The sequence below is a fragment of the Rhizobium sp. A22-96 genome, from assembly GCF_053521805.1.
In genome coordinates this window covers 409,266-427,147 of the sequence record NZ_JBNWDQ010000001.1, presented here as the reverse complement: position 1 = coordinate 427,147, position 17,882 = coordinate 409,266, and the positions used below count along the sequence as shown (strand labels likewise).

The 17,882-nt window shown below is 61.2% G+C and carries 14 protein-coding genes; 9 read left to right on the top strand and 5 right to left on the bottom strand.

Translation table 11 applies throughout. The features are described 5' to 3' along the window. Positions 1–195: 195 nt before the first annotated feature. Positions 196–1,035, bottom strand: a complete 840-nt coding sequence (locus tag ACQZ6F_RS01865) for an oxidoreductase (RefSeq protein ID WP_449095785.1) — start codon at positions 1,033–1,035, stop codon at positions 196–198. Between the two features lie 248 nt (positions 1,036–1,283). On the opposite strand from ACQZ6F_RS01865, the gene ACQZ6F_RS01860 reads away from it, so the two are divergent. The 9 genes from ACQZ6F_RS01860 (at position 1,284) to ACQZ6F_RS01820 (ending at position 11,476) form a co-directional block, all read left to right on the top strand. Beyond that, on the top strand, positions 1,284–2,165 hold the full coding sequence (locus ACQZ6F_RS01860) for an AraC family transcriptional regulator (protein ID WP_449095784.1): 882 nt from the start codon (positions 1,284–1,286) through the stop codon (positions 2,163–2,165). Between the two features lie 240 nt (positions 2,166–2,405). Continuing rightward, positions 2,406–3,398 (top strand): MsnO8 family LLM class oxidoreductase, encoded by a 993-nt coding sequence (locus tag ACQZ6F_RS01855; protein ID WP_449095783.1) that lies wholly within the window; start codon positions 2,406–2,408, stop codon positions 3,396–3,398. A 25-nt stretch (positions 3,399–3,423) separates the two neighbouring features. Beyond that, complete coding sequence (locus ACQZ6F_RS01850; RefSeq protein WP_449095782.1) at positions 3,424–4,773, top strand: LLM class flavin-dependent oxidoreductase; 1,350 nt, start codon at positions 3,424–3,426, stop codon at positions 4,771–4,773. A gap of 17 nt (positions 4,774–4,790) precedes the next feature. Beyond that, entirely contained in the window at positions 4,791–5,990 is a 1,200-nt protein-coding gene (locus tag ACQZ6F_RS01845) for a M20 aminoacylase family protein (RefSeq protein ID WP_449095781.1), read from the top strand. Next, entirely contained in the window at positions 5,987–6,547 is a 561-nt protein-coding gene (locus ACQZ6F_RS01840) for a GNAT family N-acetyltransferase (protein ID WP_449095780.1), read from the top strand. The genes ACQZ6F_RS01845 and ACQZ6F_RS01840 overlap by 4 nt, the downstream gene beginning before the upstream one ends. 39 nt (positions 6,548–6,586) lie before the next feature. Further along, entirely contained in the window at positions 6,587–8,371 is a 1,785-nt protein-coding gene (locus tag ACQZ6F_RS01835; RefSeq protein WP_449095779.1) for an amino acid ABC transporter permease/ATP-binding protein, read from the top strand. Positions 8,372–8,463: 92 nt separating this feature from the next. Next, a complete protein-coding gene (locus tag ACQZ6F_RS01830; RefSeq protein ID WP_449095778.1) occupies positions 8,464–9,408 on the top strand; it encodes an ABC transporter substrate-binding protein in 945 nt (314 codons plus the stop codon). A gap of 103 nt (positions 9,409–9,511) precedes the next feature. After that, positions 9,512–10,423, top strand: coding sequence for an ABC transporter substrate-binding protein (locus ACQZ6F_RS01825; RefSeq protein ID WP_449095798.1), 912 nt, complete (start codon positions 9,512–9,514; stop codon positions 10,421–10,423). A gap of 12 nt (positions 10,424–10,435) precedes the next feature. Further along, complete coding sequence (locus tag ACQZ6F_RS01820; RefSeq protein WP_449095777.1) at positions 10,436–11,476, top strand: LLM class flavin-dependent oxidoreductase; 1,041 nt, start codon at positions 10,436–10,438, stop codon at positions 11,474–11,476. Positions 11,477–11,556: 80 nt separating this feature from the next. Here the strand turns inward: ACQZ6F_RS01820 and ACQZ6F_RS01815 are convergent, their stop codons facing one another. The 4 genes from ACQZ6F_RS01815 to ACQZ6F_RS01800 all read right to left on the bottom strand — a co-directional run bounded on the left by ACQZ6F_RS01815 (position 11,557) and on the right by ACQZ6F_RS01800 (position 17,808). After that, positions 11,557–12,339 (bottom strand): ATP-binding cassette domain-containing protein, encoded by a 783-nt coding sequence (locus ACQZ6F_RS01815; protein WP_449095797.1) that lies wholly within the window; start codon positions 12,337–12,339, stop codon positions 11,557–11,559. Between the two features lie 164 nt (positions 12,340–12,503). Then, on the bottom strand, positions 12,504–14,486 hold the full coding sequence (fhuB, locus tag ACQZ6F_RS01810) for a Fe(3+)-hydroxamate ABC transporter permease FhuB (RefSeq protein ID WP_449095776.1): 1,983 nt from the start codon (positions 14,484–14,486) through the stop codon (positions 12,504–12,506). After that, on the bottom strand, positions 14,486–15,415 hold the full coding sequence (locus ACQZ6F_RS01805) for an ABC transporter substrate-binding protein (RefSeq protein ID WP_449095775.1): 930 nt from the start codon (positions 15,413–15,415) through the stop codon (positions 14,486–14,488). Before ACQZ6F_RS01805 ends, fhuB begins: the two co-directional genes overlap by 1 nt. Continuing rightward, positions 15,412–17,808, bottom strand: coding sequence for a TonB-dependent siderophore receptor (locus tag ACQZ6F_RS01800; RefSeq protein WP_449095774.1), 2,397 nt, complete (start codon positions 17,806–17,808; stop codon positions 15,412–15,414). The genes ACQZ6F_RS01805 and ACQZ6F_RS01800 overlap by 4 nt, the downstream gene beginning before the upstream one ends. Positions 17,809–17,882 lie beyond the last annotated feature (74 nt).

The window sequence follows — 17,882 nt, the reverse complement described above, 5'->3', positions numbered from 1 at the left end:
AAGGGTGCAAGAGCGATAGAAATAACAAACTATTTTTATAGACTATAAGCGGAATTGTTTGTCTAAAATGGCTAAGGCTGCAGCGTTGGCATCTTGCCGGAAGCAAAAATGGCGCGGCGCAAGCCAGTAGAAATCGAGGGAGACAGGAGCGGCCGGCTCCCTTGAAAGCCGGCCACTCCATGATGGTTTGCGATACTAGTCCTGGGGAAAGTCGGTGCTGAGGGTAACGTCCTTCCAGGCTTCGAAGTTCTTCTGAAGGGCTGCCAGGCGCGACTCGGCAAGCCGGTAGGCGTCGGAGCCAAGCAGCAGCCGCAGCGGCGGTTCGGCTGAATCGACGGCCTTGATGATCGCGGCGACGCCGCGGGCAGGGTCGCCACGCTGCTTGCCGGAATATTCATGGGCGGCCTTTCGGCGTGCGCCTGCCGTTTCGGCATAATCGTCGATAATCGTCTTGGACTCGACCATTGACCGGCCGGCCCAATCCGTCCGGAACCCGCCGGGCTCGACGATGGTCACCTTGATCCCAAGGGGAGCGACCTCCTGCGACAGCGATTCCGAGAAGCCCTCAACGGCAAACTTGCTGGCATGATAGTAGCCAGTGGCCGGGAAGGCCATCAGGCCGCCGATAGACGACACATTGATGATGTGACCGGCGCGCCTGGCCCGCATGCCCGCCAACACGCGCCTTGTGACCGCATATAGTCCGAAGACGTTTGTCTCGAACTGGCGCCGGATTTCAGCATCCTCGCCCTCTTCAATGGCAGAGAAGTAGCCATAGCCGGCATTGTTGACGAGCACGTCGATGCGCCCAAAGTGAGCTTCGGCGTCGGAGACTGCCTTCTCGATTGCCGCCCCGCTCGTAACATTCAGCGGAAGTGTGATGGCCCGGCCTGGATGCTTGCTCGCAAGCTCGTCAAGGCTTTCGGGCCGCCGTGCGGTTAGCACAGCGCTGTCGCCGCGGTCGAGGACCTGCTTGGCGAGTTCGTGGCCGAGTCCTGTGGAGCAGCCGGTGATGAACCAAATCTTTTCGGACATCGTGCAATACCTTTCCTATTTCGAACATGTTGCCAATCGTCGGTGCAGGGCCAGGTGATGCAGACATCCGCCTGCGGAGCACTTGACCTGCCAACCCTTGATCAGCACACGCAACGGAATTTGGTCGCTTTGGCGTCTTTAAACTACGGCGATCATGCCAATATTTTGCACGATCCTACCAAGGTTGGTGGGGAGGGACTTTTCAGGGCTTCGGCGTCGTGTCAGGTTCGTTTCAAAGGATATGCATCATGAAACAACTTCTGGACACCATGTGCGACGTCGTCGAGCGCCACGCCCATGTGCCGCGCTACCCGACCGTCGTTCCCGGCCTGACGCTCTATCAGATGAGCACGAGCGTTCATCCCATACATGCGCTGTACAATCCGCGTGTTTGCATCATCTTGCGGGGTGGCAAGACGGTCAGCCTCGGCGAGGAGCCCTTCTACGCTGATCCATCGACTTTTCTTCTTGTCACTGCCGATCTGCCCGTCGCTTCCCGTGTGTTCAGTGCCGACGACGGGCGCTCCCATCTGGCGCTTACGATGGACCTGGATCGCGCGCTGCTGGCCGAGGTCCTGCAGTGCCTCCCGACGCGTCAGGTGTCAGCCAGCCCATTGGCGGGTGTCATCGCCGCACCGCTGGAGAGCGCATTGCTCGAGCCGTTTGCAAGGCTCATGTCCCTGCTTGATCACCCAGACGAAATCGATTTTCTCAGACCGTTGATTGTCCAGGAAATCCATTATCGTCTTGCTCGAAGCGGACTTGGCGACGTCCTTGCGCTGTTCGCCTTCGCCGGCTCCCATCTTTGGCAAATCAGCAAGGCAACAAGCTGGATCAAGGCCAATTACAAAGAGCCGATGAGCATCGAAGACCTGGCGGATCTTGCGGGAATGAGCGTCACCTCGTTCCACCGCCATTTTAAGGCGATTACTCTGATGTCGCCGTTCCAGTATCGCACCCAGGTGCGGTTGCAGGAGGCGAGGCGCATCTTGCTTTCGGAGCGGCTTACGGCCGGAATTGCCGGCGTCATGGTCGGATATGACAGCCAGTCCCAGTTCAGCCGTGACTATAAGCGGATGTTTGGAGCACCGCCGGGCTCGGACACAGCCCGTCTCATGGGCGCGGTTTGAGGCCGCGGTAGCAGGCAAGGCGCCGGAAATACCGGCGATTGCTTGTCATAAGGCCGTGTCATTTTCCGGCCGCGTGCCCTTTGTATCGCCCCATTCACTACTTTACTCGACTGCCGATTTTTTCCGCATCTGCATGAAGAAAAAGAAAGCTGTTTCTTAAATTCCTTAAAATCTATGCTTTTTATAGACTATGGCGACAATGGTCGGCATTGGTTGCAATTATGGATGAAATGAAACGGCATGTCCTATCTTCTCAGCCTTCTCGACAAGAGCCCGATCGAGCAGGGCCTTGGCGCTAGCGACGCGCTTAGCGCCACAACGCGATTGGCGGTCAGAGCCGAAGAGCTCGGTTATCATCGCTTCTGGGTTGCCGAGCATCACAACATGGCAAACCTCGCGAGTTCGGCGCCTGAAGTGCTGATCGCCTATCTTCTTGCCAGAACCTCGAAGATCCGCATCGGCTCCGGCGGCGTCATGCTGCAGCACTACAGCGCCTATAAGGTCGCCGAGGCCTTCAATCTTCTGGCGTCGCTCGCGCCCGGCCGCATCGATCTTGGTGTCGGCAAGGCGCCCGGTGGCTTTCCACTCTCAACACGCGCATTGCAGATCGGCATCGATCCGGAGAAGAAGCCGGGCTTTGCCGAGCAGCTGTCCGATCTGAACCGTTATCTCGCGGCCGACCCTCAATCCGACGGCGCGCTGGCGACACCGTTTCCGCCTCGCGCAGCGGAGCGTTTTCTCCTCGGTGCCAGCGTCGAGAGCGCCGAGCTTGCGGCGGAGAAGGGCTGGACGTTAGTTTTCGCGGGCCATCTGAACGGCGATCCCGAAAATCTGAAACGAACCTTCGAGGCATACGGGCGTGCGACGGGTGGCAAGGTTCCGATCCTGGCGCTCGCTGCCTTTGCTGCTGAAAGCGAGGCCTATGCCCGCGAGCGCGTTGGCCAGCTTCGCATCGTCAAGCTTTTCCTGCCCAACGGCCAGAGCGTCAATGTCGGCAGCCTGGAGCAGGCGGCTGAATTCGCTCGTCAGGCTGGCGTCACGGACTATCGCACTGAAGAGAAGGTGCCGAGCGTGCTGCACGGCACGGCGGCACAGATCCGTGACGAACTCGATGCGCTGCACCGCCGCTACGGTGTCGAGGAGTTCGTCCTCGACGCGCCGGCGCTGACGGCGGCGGAACGGCTCACCTCAATTGAACTGCTCGCCAAAGAGCGGCTTTCCCTCGTCGCCTGAACAGCCTGTCCCAGGAGGACCAATCATGGCTCAAAAACACGTCACTTTCGGTATCATGCTGCAAGGCCCGGGCGGCCACATGAATGCCTGGAAGCACCCGAGCGTCCCGGCTGATGCCAGCACCAATCTCAACTTTTTCGTCAAGACGGCGCGCAAGGCGGAAGAAGCCGGCATCGCCTTCGCTTTCGTCGCCGACGGGCTTTACATCAACGAGCAGTCGATCCCGCATTTCCTCAACCGCTTCGAGCCGCTGACGATCCTGTCCGCGCTGGCCGCCTTTACGACGAAGCTCGGTCTGGTCGGCACGGTCTCCACCTCTTACAGCGATCCCTTCACCATCGCCCGACAGTTCGCGTCGCTCGATCTGATCAGCGGCGGCCGCGCCGGCTGGAATGCCGTGACCTCGCCGCTCGAAGGCTCCGGTCGCAACTACAGCCGCGAGCATCCCGAGCATGAGCTGCGCTACGAGATCGCCGACGAATATCTCGATGCCACCAAGGGCCTGTGGGACTCCTGGGATGACGATGCCTTCCCTCGCGATCGCGAAACGGGCGTTTATGCCGACAAGGCCAAGCTGCATCGCCTGAACCACAAGGGGCGCTTCTTCCGGATCGAAGGACCGCTGAATATCGGCCGATCGAAGCAGGGTCAGCCTGTGGTGTTCCAGGCCGGTGCATCCGATTCCGGCATTCGTCTTGCCGGCAAGCATGCCGATGCCGTCTTTACCAATGGCGGTCCGCTTGAGGATGCCAAGGTCTTCTACAAGCAGGTCAAGCAGAGTGCGATCGCCCATGGCCGTAGTGCTGCCGAGGTCGGCATTTTCCCCGGCATCGGCCCGATCGTCGGCGCGACGCAGGAGGAGGCGGAGGCCAAGTACCAGGCAATCCGCAACCTCGTCACGATAGAAGAGGCGCTGGCCTATCTCGGCCGCTTCTTCGATCATCATGATTTCAGCGCCTATCCGCTGGACGAGCCTTTCCCGGATCTCGGCGATATCGGCCGCAATAACTTCCGCGCCACGACCGACCGTATCAAGAAGACTGCGCGGGAAAAGGGGCTGACCCTTCGCGAAGTGGCGCTCGACGCCGCAACGCCGCGCACCGCCTTCATCGGAACTGCCGACCATATCGCCGATGAGATCATCCGCTGGGTGGATCAGGAAGGCGCTGACGGTTTCATCCTCGGTTTCCCCGTCATCGGAGAAGGCTTCGACGATTTCGCCAAGCATGTCCTGCCGATCCTGACGAGCCGTGGCTATTTCGATCCGGAGCTGAAGGGCGAGACGCTGCGGGATCATCTCGGCCTGCCGTTCCGCGAGAGCCGCCATGCCGAGCAATCCGATCATATCGAACCTGCAAAGGCCGTTGGCGCCTGAGCCCGGATTGTTCCCCCATGAACGCCATCGTCGATACTGCTTCCCTCAATGACCCCGTCGAGACAGGGATCGCCGTCTATCTCGACGAGATCATCGCGCTGCGACACGATCTGCATCAATATCCCGAGCTGGCATTTCAGGAACACCGCACCTCCAAGCGAGTGGCATCGCTCCTGACTGACTGGGGCTATGAAGTCGAGACGGGCATTGCCGGAACCGGCGTTGTCGCCACCCTGAAGCGGGGCGATGGGCAGCGCAGTCTCGGTATTCGTGCCGATATGGATGCCCTGCCGATTGATGAGGCGACCGGGCTTGACTATGCCAGCAGCAATCCCGGCGTCATGCATGCCTGCGGCCATGACGGGCATACCTCGATCCTGCTCGCTGCTGCCCGCTACCTCGCCGAGAGCAGCCAATTCAACGGCACGCTGCGGCTGATCTTCCAGCCGGCCGAAGAGATCGGTGCGGGCGCCCGCAAGATGCTGTCCGAGAGGCTTTTCGATCGCTTTCCGGTCGATGCCATCTTTGGCCTCCACAATTGGCCCGGTGTTCCCGAAGGGCAATTCGGCTTCGTTGCCGGTCCTGCCATGGCCTCGGTCGACCAGGCGGTCATCAAGATCGTTGGCAAGGGCGGTCACGGCGCTGAACCGCATCGGGCCGTCGACCCCGTGCTGGCGTCGGCGTCTTTCATCACGGCTCTGCAAAGCGTGGTCTCGCGCAATATCGATCCGCAGGACATGGCCGTGGCGACGGTGGGCTCGATCCATGCTGGCTCGGCATCGAACGTCATTCCGGAAAGCGTCGAGCTGAAGCTCACCATGCGCGCCTTCAGCGAAGGGGTGCGCATAAAGCTTCAGGAGCGCATTCCGGCACTCGCCCGTGCGCAGGCCGAAAGCTTCGGCGCGGTGGCTGAGGTCAACTATCGCCTGGGCTTTCCGGCTCTGGTCAACCACGCCGATGAAACCGCTTTTGCCCGCAGCGTTGCCGTACAGGCGCTTGGCCCGGCGGCAGTCGAGGCGGATTTCCGGCCGCGCACGGCAAGCGAGGACTTTGCCTACCTGCTCGAAGCCAAGCCCGGCAGCTACCTCTTCGTCGGCAATGGCGACAGTGCTCCGTTGCACAGTGCCCATTACAATTTCAACGACGCCATCATCGCGCCCGCCGCCCGCTACTGGGTGCGGCTCGCCGAAACCTTCCTTGCGGATGACAACAGGTGACGAACGACATGAGCGACACGTTTCTCTATACGACCACGCTCGACCCGCGCGCCAAGCCGCTGATCGACGAATTGATTTTCGAATATGACAGCCGCTACGGCACCTATTTCAACGCCGAAGGTGCTGCCGCCGAACTGAACCGCTATCCGCCGGAAGCCTTCGCGCCGCCGAACGGCAATTTCCTGCTTCTCCTAAGGGACGGCGAGACGATCGGCGGCGGCGCGTTCAAGCGCTATGACGAACGGACCGCCGAGTTCAAGCGCATCTGGACGCGGCATGATCTGCGGCGTCAGGGGTTGGCGCGCAAGCTCCTGGTCGAGCTGGAACTGCAGGCCGCCAGGCAAGGTTATGAGCGCATCTACCTGACGACCGGTTTTCGCCAGCCGGAGGCCGTCGGCCTCTATCTGACCAACGGCTATGCCGCTCTCTTCGACACATCGGTCGATCCTGAAATCTACAAGAGCCTGCCTTTCGAGAAGGACGTCAGCCATCTGGCGCCGTCTTATTCCGTCGAGACCTCCGGCTCACCGCCGCGACTGGCCGCGGCCGGACGCTGACGGCGGATCGAAGCAACAATAATCATAGGGGCAAGCATCATGGCACTGACAACGGATTTCGCCGGTATCGATCCCGCCGCCGGAAGCAACGAGACGAAGACCGATTATGCGCGCTATCGCATCGTGCCGGCGCGCCATCCCTGGCGCACGGCGGGTACGATATTCGCCGCCTTCGTTCTTGCAGCCGTCCTCTATTCCACCTTCACCAATCCCCGATGGGGCTGGGGCGTCTTCGCCGAGTGGTTCTTTGCCGAGCCGGTGCTCGTGGGCCTCGGCAGGACGCTGCTTCTGACGGCACTTGCTGCCGTCTCCGGCTCCATCCTCGGCACGGCGCTGGCTCTGGCGCGCGTCTCGAAATCGCCGCTGCTGTCCAGTCTGTCCTGGGGCTATATCTGGCTGCTGCGCTCGATCCCGATGATCGTGCTGCTGCTCGTGCTCAACAATCTCGGCTATCTCTATGAGACGATCACCATCGGCGTGCCCTTCACCGACAAGGTGTTGTTCGACTATCCGACAACGCAGCTTCTGACGCCGTTTGCGGCGGCCTTTCTCGGGTTGACGCTGAACCAATCGGCCTTCTTCGCCGAAATCGTTCGCGGCGGCATCCTGTCGGTCGACCAGGGGCAGCTGGAAGCGGCCGCCGCGCTCGGCCTGTCGCGACGCCGCCAGGCATTTCGCATCGTTCTGCCGCAGGCCATGCGCTCCATTCTTCCCACAGGCTTCAACGAGATCATCGGTCTCGCCAAGAGCACGTCGATGGTCTACGTGCTGGCCTTGCCGGAACTCTTCTACACAGTGCAGGTGATCTATCGCCGCAATCTGGAAGTCATTCCGCTGCTGATGGTAGCGACCGTCTGGTATCTCGTCATCATGACGGTTCTGTCGATCGCCCAGCACTATATCGAGCGCTACTTTTCCCGCGGCGCTCTGCGCAATCCGACCCCATTGCCATTCCAGGCCTTCTTCCAGCGTTTCCGCCGCCCGCTGCCTGTCGTTGCCGCCGGTGCTGGGGTGGACAATGGAAGGCTTGCCGCTTTCCGGAGCGTGACGGATCTTCGCGCCAAGGGCGGCGCGGTGCGTATTCATGGTATATCGAAGAGCTTTGGCACGCTGAAAGTGCTTGACGATATCGAGCTCAGCCTGCCGGCCGGAAGCGTGACCGCCATTATCGGCCCGTCGGGCTCAGGAAAGTCGACGCTGCTGCGCTCCATCAACCATCTGGAACGTGTCGACAGCGGCTTCATCTCGGTGGATGGCGAGCTTGTCGGCTACACCCAAAAGGGCGAGGTGCTCTACGAGCTGAAGGAGAAGGACATCCTGAAGCGCCGGACTGATATCGGCATGGTCTTCCAGAGCTTCAATCTGTTCCCGCATCTGACCGTGCTGGAAAACCTCATCGAGGCGCCGATCCAGGTGCGCGGGTTGAGCCGGGAGGAGGCGGTGGCCTATGCGCAGGAATTGCTCGCCCGCGTCGGCCTCAGCGACAAGATCGATGCCTATCCTCGCCAGCTTTCCGGCGGCCAGCAGCAGCGCGTCGCCATCGCCCGGGCTTTGGCATTGCGGCCGAAGGTGCTGCTGTTCGATGAGCCGACCTCGGCACTTGACCCGGAACTCGTCGGCGAAGTGCTCGACGTGATCAAGGAGCTTGCCCGCACCGGGACGACATTGGTCATTGTCACCCACGAGATAGGCTTTGCCCGAGAGGTTGCCGATACCGTCGTCTTCATGGAAGGCGGCCACATTATCGAGGCGGGATCGCCGACGCAGATCATCAATGATGCGAGGCATCCGCGCACGCGCGAATTCCTCGCCAAGGTTCTCTAGCAGACACAAGCTGGTGAAAAATGCCGGGCCGTGACGGGTACTCGGAAGACAACGACAACAATAACAACCTTAGGATGAATTGGAGAAGGGAAATGACATTCTTTAATAGAGCGAAGTACATGCTGGCAGGGGTCGTCACCGCTGTGGTGATGAGCGGCGCGGTCGCCAATGCGGCCGAGAAATTCAATCTGAGCCCGGACACGTCCAATCGCGTAAGGGCGGAGAAGGATGACGCGGCGATCAAGGCGATCGCACCCGGCTTCAAGTTCGTCAATCCCGGCAAATTCACGGTGGCTATAAATGCCTGGGATCCGCCGATCGCTACTTACGCCACGGATGCCAAGACCGTTGTCGGCGCCGATCCGGATATCGCACAGCTGCTCGCCGATTCCCTTGGTCTTCAGCTCGAGCTGGTGCCTGTTGCATGGGAAGACTGGCCGCTCGGCGTCTCCTCCGGCAAATATGATGCGGTCATCTCCAACGTAACGGTGACTGAAGAGCGCAAGCTGAAATTCGACTTCTCCACCTATCGTCGTGATGTGCTCGGCTTCTATGTGAGGGCCGACAGCAAGATCACCGAGATCAAGGAGCCCAAGGATGTCGCGGGTCTGAAGGTGATCACCGGAGCCGGCACCAACCAGGAGAAGATCATTCTCGAATGGGATCGCCAGAACGTAGCCGCCGGCCTCAAGCCGATCGACATACAGTACTATGACGACCGCGCCGCCGCCGATCTGGCCCTGCAATCGGGTCGCGCCGATGTTGAGTTCAATCCGAATGCGACGCAGGCCTATAAAGCCGCCATCAACGGCACCAGGAAGCTCGTCGGCACCGTTTCGGGCGGTTGGCCGATCACGGCTGAAATCGCCGTCACGACGAAGAAGGGCGCCGGCCTCGCCGATGCTCTGACGCTCGCCATCAATGATCGGATCAAGGACGGCAAATATGCGGAAGTGCTGAAGCACTGGAGCCTGAGCGCCGAAGCAGTCGATCAATCCAAGACCAACCCTGCGGGCCTGCCGAAAAGCGGTTCGTAAAGTTGGTCGAGCGGACCGGCGCCGGTGGGGCCCGCGTCGGTCCGCTCCCATTTTCTGCCATGGAGATACAGTGCTCGTGACGATCCTTCCTACCTTTAGAACCATGCTTGCCGCTGTGACCGCAGTCACCTTGATCGGGTTCAGTCCTGCAAAGGCGGCTGCCGATTTCGATCTCAGTCCGGAGCAGCCCGGTCGTGTCCACGCGGCAAAGAATGATGCTGCGGTTGCTGCGATCCCCAAGGATTTCAAGTTCGTAACACCGGGCACATTCACCGTGGCGGTCGCGCCCGGCGGACCGCCGCTTGCGACCTACGCGACCGACGCCAGGACCGTGGTCGGCGCCGATCCGGACTATGCCTATGCCGTTGCCGATGCGCTCGGCCTGAAGCTGGAACTCGTTCCCGTCGCCTGGATCGACTGGCCGCTCGGGCTGACCTCGGGCAAGTACGATGCCGTCATCTCCAATGTCGGCGTAACAGAGCAGCGCAAGGAGAAGTTCGATTTCTCCACCTATCGCCAGGGCCTGCACGGCTTCTTCGTCAAGACCGACAGCAAGGTGACCTCGATCAAGGAGCCCAAGGATGCAGCCGGCCTCAGGTTCATCGTCGGCGCGGGTACCAATCAGGAGCGGATCCTGCTGAAATGGAGCGACGAGGATGTGGCCGCCGGCCTGAAGCCGCTCGAACTGCAATATTATGACGATGATGCGGCGAGCCTTCTCGCCCTCCAGTCCGGCCGCGCCGACGTCATCGTGCAGCCGCATGCACAGCTGGTCTACATCGCCGCCCGAGACAAGAACATCAGACGCGTCGGCACCTTGAGTGCCGGCTGGCCGGATCGGTCCGATGTCGCCATCACCACCCGCAAGGGCAGTGGTCTTGCTGGTGCGCTCACCGTTGCCACCAACGGGCTGATCAAGGACGGCACCTATGCCCGCATTCTGGATCACTGGCATCTGGCCGAGGAAGCCTTGCCGAAGTCGGAAACCAATCCGCCCGGCCTGCCGAAATATTGAGGAGACAGCCGAATGAGCCTTCCAGCCCCATCGATCAGCCATATCGGCTTTCTGACACCAGGCAACTATCCGGATGAAGATCCGTTGGCAGGTCTGGAGCAGACCCTGCAGCTTCTTGAGCATGGCGAACACAAGGGTTTCGACAGTGCCTGGGTGCGCCAGCGGCATCTCGAGCCCGGCATCTCCTCGGCCAGCGCCTTCCTTGCGGCGGCGACGCAGCGGACCCGCCATATCGAGCTTGGAACCGCCGTCATTCCGATCGGCTATGAGAGCCCCTATCGCCTTGCGGAAGACCTTGCCACGGTGGATGTCCTGTCGCGCGGGCGGTTGAATATCGGCTTGAGCGCCGGTCGCCCCTTGCATGCCGATCTCATTGGCCCGCTTGCCTTCGATGGCGACTGGGAAAGCCACGACTTCTCGCACCAGAGGGTACTGCGCTTTGCCGACAATCTGCGAGGTACCTACATCGGTGATAACCAAACGGTCATCAAGACGCCCTTCGGTCCGCAGCGGCCGCGTCTGCAGCCCTATGCGAAGGGGCTGATCGATCGCATCTGGTATGGCGGCGGTTCATTGCGTTCGGCGGCCTGGGCCGGCAAGAACGGCTTCAATCTTCTGATTGGCAACGTGACGACGGGCGAAGAGACGAATAATTTCTTCCTGGCGCAATCGCGGCAGCTCGAAACCTATCGTGCCTCCGGCGGCGAGACGCGGCGAGTGGCGCTCGGCCGGGTCATCGTTCCGTTCGACAGTGCCGATGCCGTGACGCGCAAGCGCTATACCGACTATGCCGCCGGCCGCTACGAACGCACGCTTTCACCGCAGGGGGAACGGCGCACATTGTTTGCGCGGGACATCGTAGGCACATCGGAGCAGATCCTGGAACGTCTCCATGCCGATCCGATCCTGCCCTATGTCAGCGAATTCCGGCTGGAGTTGCCTTACGAATTCCATGATGAGGAATACCGGCAGATCCTTCATGATTTCGTGACATCAATCGCACCGGATTTGGGATGGAAGGCCGCGCCAATCTTGCACCGGGCGGCATCCTGATAGTCCAAGGGTCTTATGTTTAAGAGAGCGGATCGGCGAGAATATTCGTCGATCCGTTTTCCGGGTGGCCCGCCACTTGATCAGATCGGAATGGCGACCGGGTGGCCTGAGGCAGGGTGCTGGATAATGTGCATGTCGACACCATAGATGGCACGCAGCGCCTCGGTGGTGAGGATGTCGTCCGGCGGGCCGTTGGCGATGATCCGGCCTGAGTGCAGGGCAATGATGTGGTCGCAGAAGCGCGCGGCCATGTTGACGTCGTGCAGCACGACCACCACGCCGAGGCCTCTGGCGTGGCTCAGGCTTTGCACCAGCGACAGCACCTCGATCTGATGGGCGACATCGAGCGCCGAGATCGGCTCGTCGAGCAGCAGGCATTCGGCGTCCTGGGCAACCAGCATCGCAAGCCAGACGCGCTGGCGCTCGCCGCCCGAGAGCGTGTCGACGAGCCGGTCGGCCATGCCCGCGACGTCGGTCAGCTTCATGGCTTCCTCGACCTTGTCGCGGTCGGTCTGGCCGAAGCGGCCAAGCGCGCCGTGCCAGGGATAGCGTCCGAGTGCCACCAGCTCACGCACCAACATGCCGGCGGCGGCCGGCGTAGCCTGGGGCAGATAGGCGACCTTGCGGGCGAAGGGGCGATCGCCCCATTCCGTCAGCGGCTTGCCCTCGAAGCGGATGGTACCGGCGGCTGGAGGCTGCTGGCGTGCGAGCAGCTTGAGCAACGTCGATTTTCCGGAGCCGTTATGGCCGATGAGGCCGACGATCTGCCGAGGTGCGAGCGTCAGCGTAAGCGGCTGTAGCAACGTGCGACCGGCGACGGCAAAGGAGACCTCGTCGAGCCGAAAAAGATCTTCGCCACCCATTGCCGAAACGTCGACAGGAGGCACAATGCGGGCTTCGGAGCCACTGGTCATCATCATTCATAGTCCTTCGTCTCTTCGTACCGTGCGACCCGCTGGCGGATACTCGAAGGTACGCTCACGTCCTACCAAGATATGCGTCCGTATTGCTATAGGTATTCTTGAGCCTAATGCACTTGTTTTCGCATCAGCCAGAGAAAATAGGGACCGCCAATCAGCGTTGCGACGATGCCGACCGGCAGCTGGTTCGGAAAAAGCGCGACGCGCCCGATGAAATCAGCGCATGTCGTGATGGCGGCTCCGGTCAAAGCGGCGGCGATCATATGCGGAAGCGCGCGTTGGAAGCCGAGCGTTCGCGCAATATGCGGCGCCATCAGGCCGACGAAGCTCAAGGGGCCGATGAGCAAGGTTGCTGCCGCGGCAGAGACGGCCGAGAGCAGCAGAAGTGCCGCCCGGCTTGTCGATGTGCTGAGGCCAAGCGCTTTCGAGGACGCAGCGCCCAGCGGCAGCAGATCGAGCCAGCGGGTAAAGAATGGCGCGATCAGCAATATGATGGCAGCAACGGTGACTGCGATCGTCGCCTGCATCGGGGTCGTGCTGTAGGTCGAACCCGCCATCCACTGCATGACCCCGAAAACCTTTGGCAGTCCGGTGCCGAGCAGCACAGCGATCAGCGCGGCGAAAGCGGTGTTGATCGCGATGCCGAAAAGCAGCACATGGTCGGGATTGTAACGGCTGCGATACCCCATCAGCAGCACGGCAATCAGGCTGACGATTGCGCCGGCAGCCGCAGCGGCGAGCTGTGTGAGTGGCGTAAAGCTTGGCGCAAGCAGGATCAGCAGCAGGATGCCGAGGGCGGCGCCCGTGCTGACGCCGATGACTTCGGGGCTTGCCATCGGATTGCTCGTCATGCGCTGGATGATCGTTCCCGAGAGCGCGAAGAGAATGCCGGCGGAAGCAGCGGCCGCCAAGCGCGGCAGACGCCAGATCAATAGCGATTGCATCTGTGATGGCGATGCGAAGCTCCAGCCATCCAGCGACGGGCCGAGAGACAGCGAAACCCAGATCACCACAAACAGCACGGCTGCTGTGATTGCGAGGTAGAGAAGGGGGCGATGGTTGCGATTCTCGGCGATTGGCGCGGTGGGTGTTTCCACGACAGGCAGGCGCCTCAGGAAGATGGCAATAAGGGGGGCGCCGAGAAGACCTGTTGCCGCACCGGCTGGAATTTCGCGCATGAAACGCGCGGCCTGCTGCAGCGCCTCGTCGGCGGCAAGCAGCAGGACCGCGCCGATCAGGATGCTGGCGACCATGCGATGCGGCAATCTGCGAGCGCCCGCCGCGCGCGCGATAAATGGCGCGGCAAACCCGACGAAGCCGATGACGCCGACGGCGCTGACAGTGAAGGCGGCCAGCACGACGGCGAGGACGATCGATAGCAGACGCACGTAAAAGAGCGGCAGGCCAAGCGATCTAGCGCCTTCGTCGTTGAGCGACAGCAGTTCCAGCGGCCGTGTCAGAAATGCAGCCGCGACGCAACCGAACAGCGTGTAGGGAAACAGGCGTGAAACCGCGGACCAATCATTCTGCGTCAGCGAGCCGCTGGCCCAGACAAATAGTCCGGTCATGCCCAGGCTGTAGGATAGGCTGACGGCGGCCGAGACTGCCCCACATACGAAAGTGACAACGAGACCGGCGAGGATCAGCGCCACCGGTGAAAGGCGATGAGGCCATGCAATCAGGAAAACGAGCGCGAAGGCCACCAGCCCGCCGGCGAGAGCAATCAGCTCGCGCACCGACAATGCCAGGGCGGGGAACCAAAGGGTCGTAAGCGCCAGTGCAAGATAGGCACCGGCCGAAACGCCGAGCGTCGATGGATCGGCAAGCGGCGTGCGCAGTACCTGCTGGAAGATCGTGCCCGACAGTCCAAGCGCGCCGCCGGCGACAAGCGCAATCAGGAAGCGCGGCAGCACGCTGTCGTGAACGAGAATCTGCACATAGGAATTGAGATCGGGATTGGCGGCTACCTGCCACCAATCATGCACAGGCAACAGTTCCGACAGCCGCATTGCGGCGGAAACGAGAGCGGCCAAAAACAGGGCTAGGATGATCGCGGCCGGACCTGGACGAAGCTTGTCTTGTACCAGCATCACGGCGTTTCCTTACCATTGTCGCTCAACGCGGTAGTAAGCAGACGCGCGAAACGGGACGCGGATGGCAATCCGCCGGAGCCCAGCACGGTGGGCATGGCGCGCAATCGCCCCTCGCGGACAAAGGGGAAGGTTCGCCATAGACGATTTTCTGTCAAGCGGCTCGCCATTCCCGGTGCGAGCGGACTATCGATCAGAACCATAGTGGCGTCGTCGTAGGCTCCAAGCTTTTCCAACCCGACGATGATGAATTCACCTGATATATTCGGCTCGGCGAGCGGCAAGCCGATACGCCGCAGCACACCACCATAAAGACTGTTGGGGCCGAAGAGGCTGACATGCCGGTTATCAAGCGGGCTTGCCAGCAGCACCGGCCGCCCTGCGTAGCCCGAGAGACGTTGACCGGCCGTGTTCAGCTCGGCGCGCGTGGATTCAACGAGGCGCAAACCTGAATCGTGGATGCCGATCCTGTCGGCAAGGCCGAGTGTCCCCCGCTCGGCGATTTCCAGAACGTCCGGTGCGGGCTGGAACAATAGATCACCATAGACAGGCGCGATGCGCTGAAGCATTGGTGCTGCCTGCTGCAAGATGGGTGTGGTGACGATCAGGCTAGGAGCAAGCGCCAGCAACACCTCGAAATTCGGCGTAAACAACAGACCGACATCGACGACGGAAGCCGGCAGGACGGGGTCGACGACATAGCGATCACACCAGCCTGGTGCGGGCACGCCGATCGGCACAATGCCCAGCGCCATCAGCGTCGCGGCAATGCCCCAGTCCAATGCTGCTATGCGTGGGGTGTCTGCGGCTGGTGTATCGGGCAGACCGGCTGCCCGTAAGGATGTGCCGCCGACCCACGTGGCCGCGAGACCTGCCAGCACCGCGCGTCGCCCGATGCCGGCCATGGAGCCCTTTGCTTCTCTCGTCACCATTTGTACCCGAGCGTGGCGAAGACGGTGCGGCGCATGCCGTACACGCAACCTGCCGCGGTGCAATCGCTGATGAAGTGCTTGTCGAACAGGTTCGATACGTTCAAGGCAAATGTCGCTCCACGCATCTCGTTTGAGAGCTTTCCGAGATCGTAGTTCACCGCCGCATCGAATACCACATGGTCGGGTATCTTCACGGCGTTGGCATTGGTGACGTAACGGCTGCCGATATAGCGGACGCCAAAACCCAGGCCCAGCCCGTCGCCCGTTCCATCCTGGAATTTGTAGTCGGCCCATAGCGATGCGGTATTGGCGGGCAGATTGGCGATGCGGTTGCCTGCCGTGCCGTCGCTCGCCTTCAGGATTTCGTTGCTAAGGTAGGCGTAGGATGCGGTCAGGTTGAGCTCGTCATTGATGCTGGCAACGCCGGAGATCTGACCGCCCCGGCTTCTGACCTCTCCGACCTGAGTCTGAACAACGGGTGTCGTCAGGGTGTTGGTCAGGTAGTTCTGCTGCGTCAGGTCGTAGAGCGACGCGGTGATGAAGCTGTCATAGCCTGTCGGCTGGTATTTGAAGCCGACCTCGTACTGATCGCCGGTCGTCGGCTTGAAGGGGTCTCCCGAGGCGTTGACGCCGATCGTGGGGTTGAAGGAGGTTGCATAGCTCGCATAGGGCGCGAAGCCGTTGTCGAAGAGGTAGGTCAGGCCGGCGCGCCAGGTGAAGGCATGGTCGTTCTGATCGGTAGTCGCGTTTTTCAGGTAGTTGTCGCTGTCGGTCGAAGCCCAATCCTGGCGAGCGGACAATAGCAGCGCCCAATTATCAAGCTTGAGCTGATCCTGCGCATAGATGCCGAACTGCTGCTGTCTCTGGCTGGCATTCTGGAAAATGGGGGGAAGCTTCACGGCCTGCGTGTAGTCGAGATTGTCGAGATCGAGTGACGGGCCTGCGCCATAATGGGTGAGATTGTTCCAGTTCTTATACTGGTAGTCCAATCCCAGAATGGCCTTGTGCGCGACGGGCCCGGTATCGAAGTCCGCTTCGGCCTGGTTATCGATCGCAAGCGTGTTGAGCTGTTCCTGCGCCGTATAGGCCGATCGGCTCAATGTATGGCCATCGGCGGCTAGGGCGGAGGCCTGCAATTCGGCATAGTCGACGCTCATGTGCTGGAAGCGCACGTTCTGCCGTATGGTCCAGATATCGTTGAAGCGGTGCTCGAATTCGTATCCGATGCTTTGCTGCTGGCGCCGCATGTGATCGAAATCCTTGTCGCCCGTGAAGAGGTCGGTCGGGAAATAGGTGCCGCGGCTGGTGGGGAATATGGTTCCGGTCGCCGGCAGACGGCTCCAGAATCCGCCCCTCGGGTCGTTGAGGTAGTCGCCGAGGATCGTCAGTTTGGTATCTTCGTCCGGCTTGATCGTCACGGATGGGGCAATCTCGACGCGCTCTTCGCGCTGGTTCTCGACCTGGGTGCCGGTCGTGCGGCCCAATCCGGTCAGGCGATAGAGCAATGTGCCATCGTCATTCACTGGTCCGCTGAAATCGAAGGCTGCCTGGGCGCGGTTGTAGCTGCCGGTCTGAAACTGGATCTCATGCAGCGGTTCATCCGTCGGCTTCTTGCCGACCATGTTGAGAAGACCGCCGGGCGATCCCTGGCCGTAGAGAACCGAGGCGGGACCCTGCAGGACTTCGATGCTGTCGAGGAAGAAGGGATCGACCTTCGGCACGGCCCAGGTTCCCTGCTGGAGCTTCAGGCCATTATAATATTGGTCGATCTGGAATCCGCGAACCAGAAAATTGTCCAGCCGGTTGTCAGGGCTGTCAGGCGTGGTCACGCCGGCCGAATAGGCAATGGCCTGGCGGACGGTCTGCGGCTTTTGAACCTCAAGCTGAGCTTTGGTGACCACCTGCACGGATTGCGGCGTTTCCAGCAGCGGGATGCCGGACTTCGATGCGACATTGCCGTCGGTCGAGACGAAACCATTCTGCTTGGCCGCCTGCACCACGATGGGAGCGAGCGTCGTTGCTCCGTTGGTAGCCGCCGCGCCGGCGGCTACAGTGCTCGGGTTGGAAATCGTCACCGTCGTTGCGTTGGTGAAATGATAGGTCAGGCCTGATCCGGCCAGGATCTTGTCCAAGGCTTCGGTGCGGGTCAGCGATCCGCTGGCACCTCTCGAGCTTATGCCGCGCGCCACATCGGCGCTGAAGAAAAGCTGGATGCCAGTCCCTTTCGAGAATTGGACGAGAGCTTGGGACAGAGGCTGCGGCGGGATGTTGTAGGCGACGCGGCCAGTCTTCTCGGCCGCTTGCGCGAAGACAGGCGCAGGGGCGGCAATGATGGTGCCGAGCGCGGTCGTGACCAGCAGCGCGAATGCAAGGGAATGGTTGCAGCGCAATTTGCCGGCTCCGTCGTCTTGCTGAGATCTCCGAGTGTCATTTCCGCGGTACTGCATAGCCCCACCTGCATCCT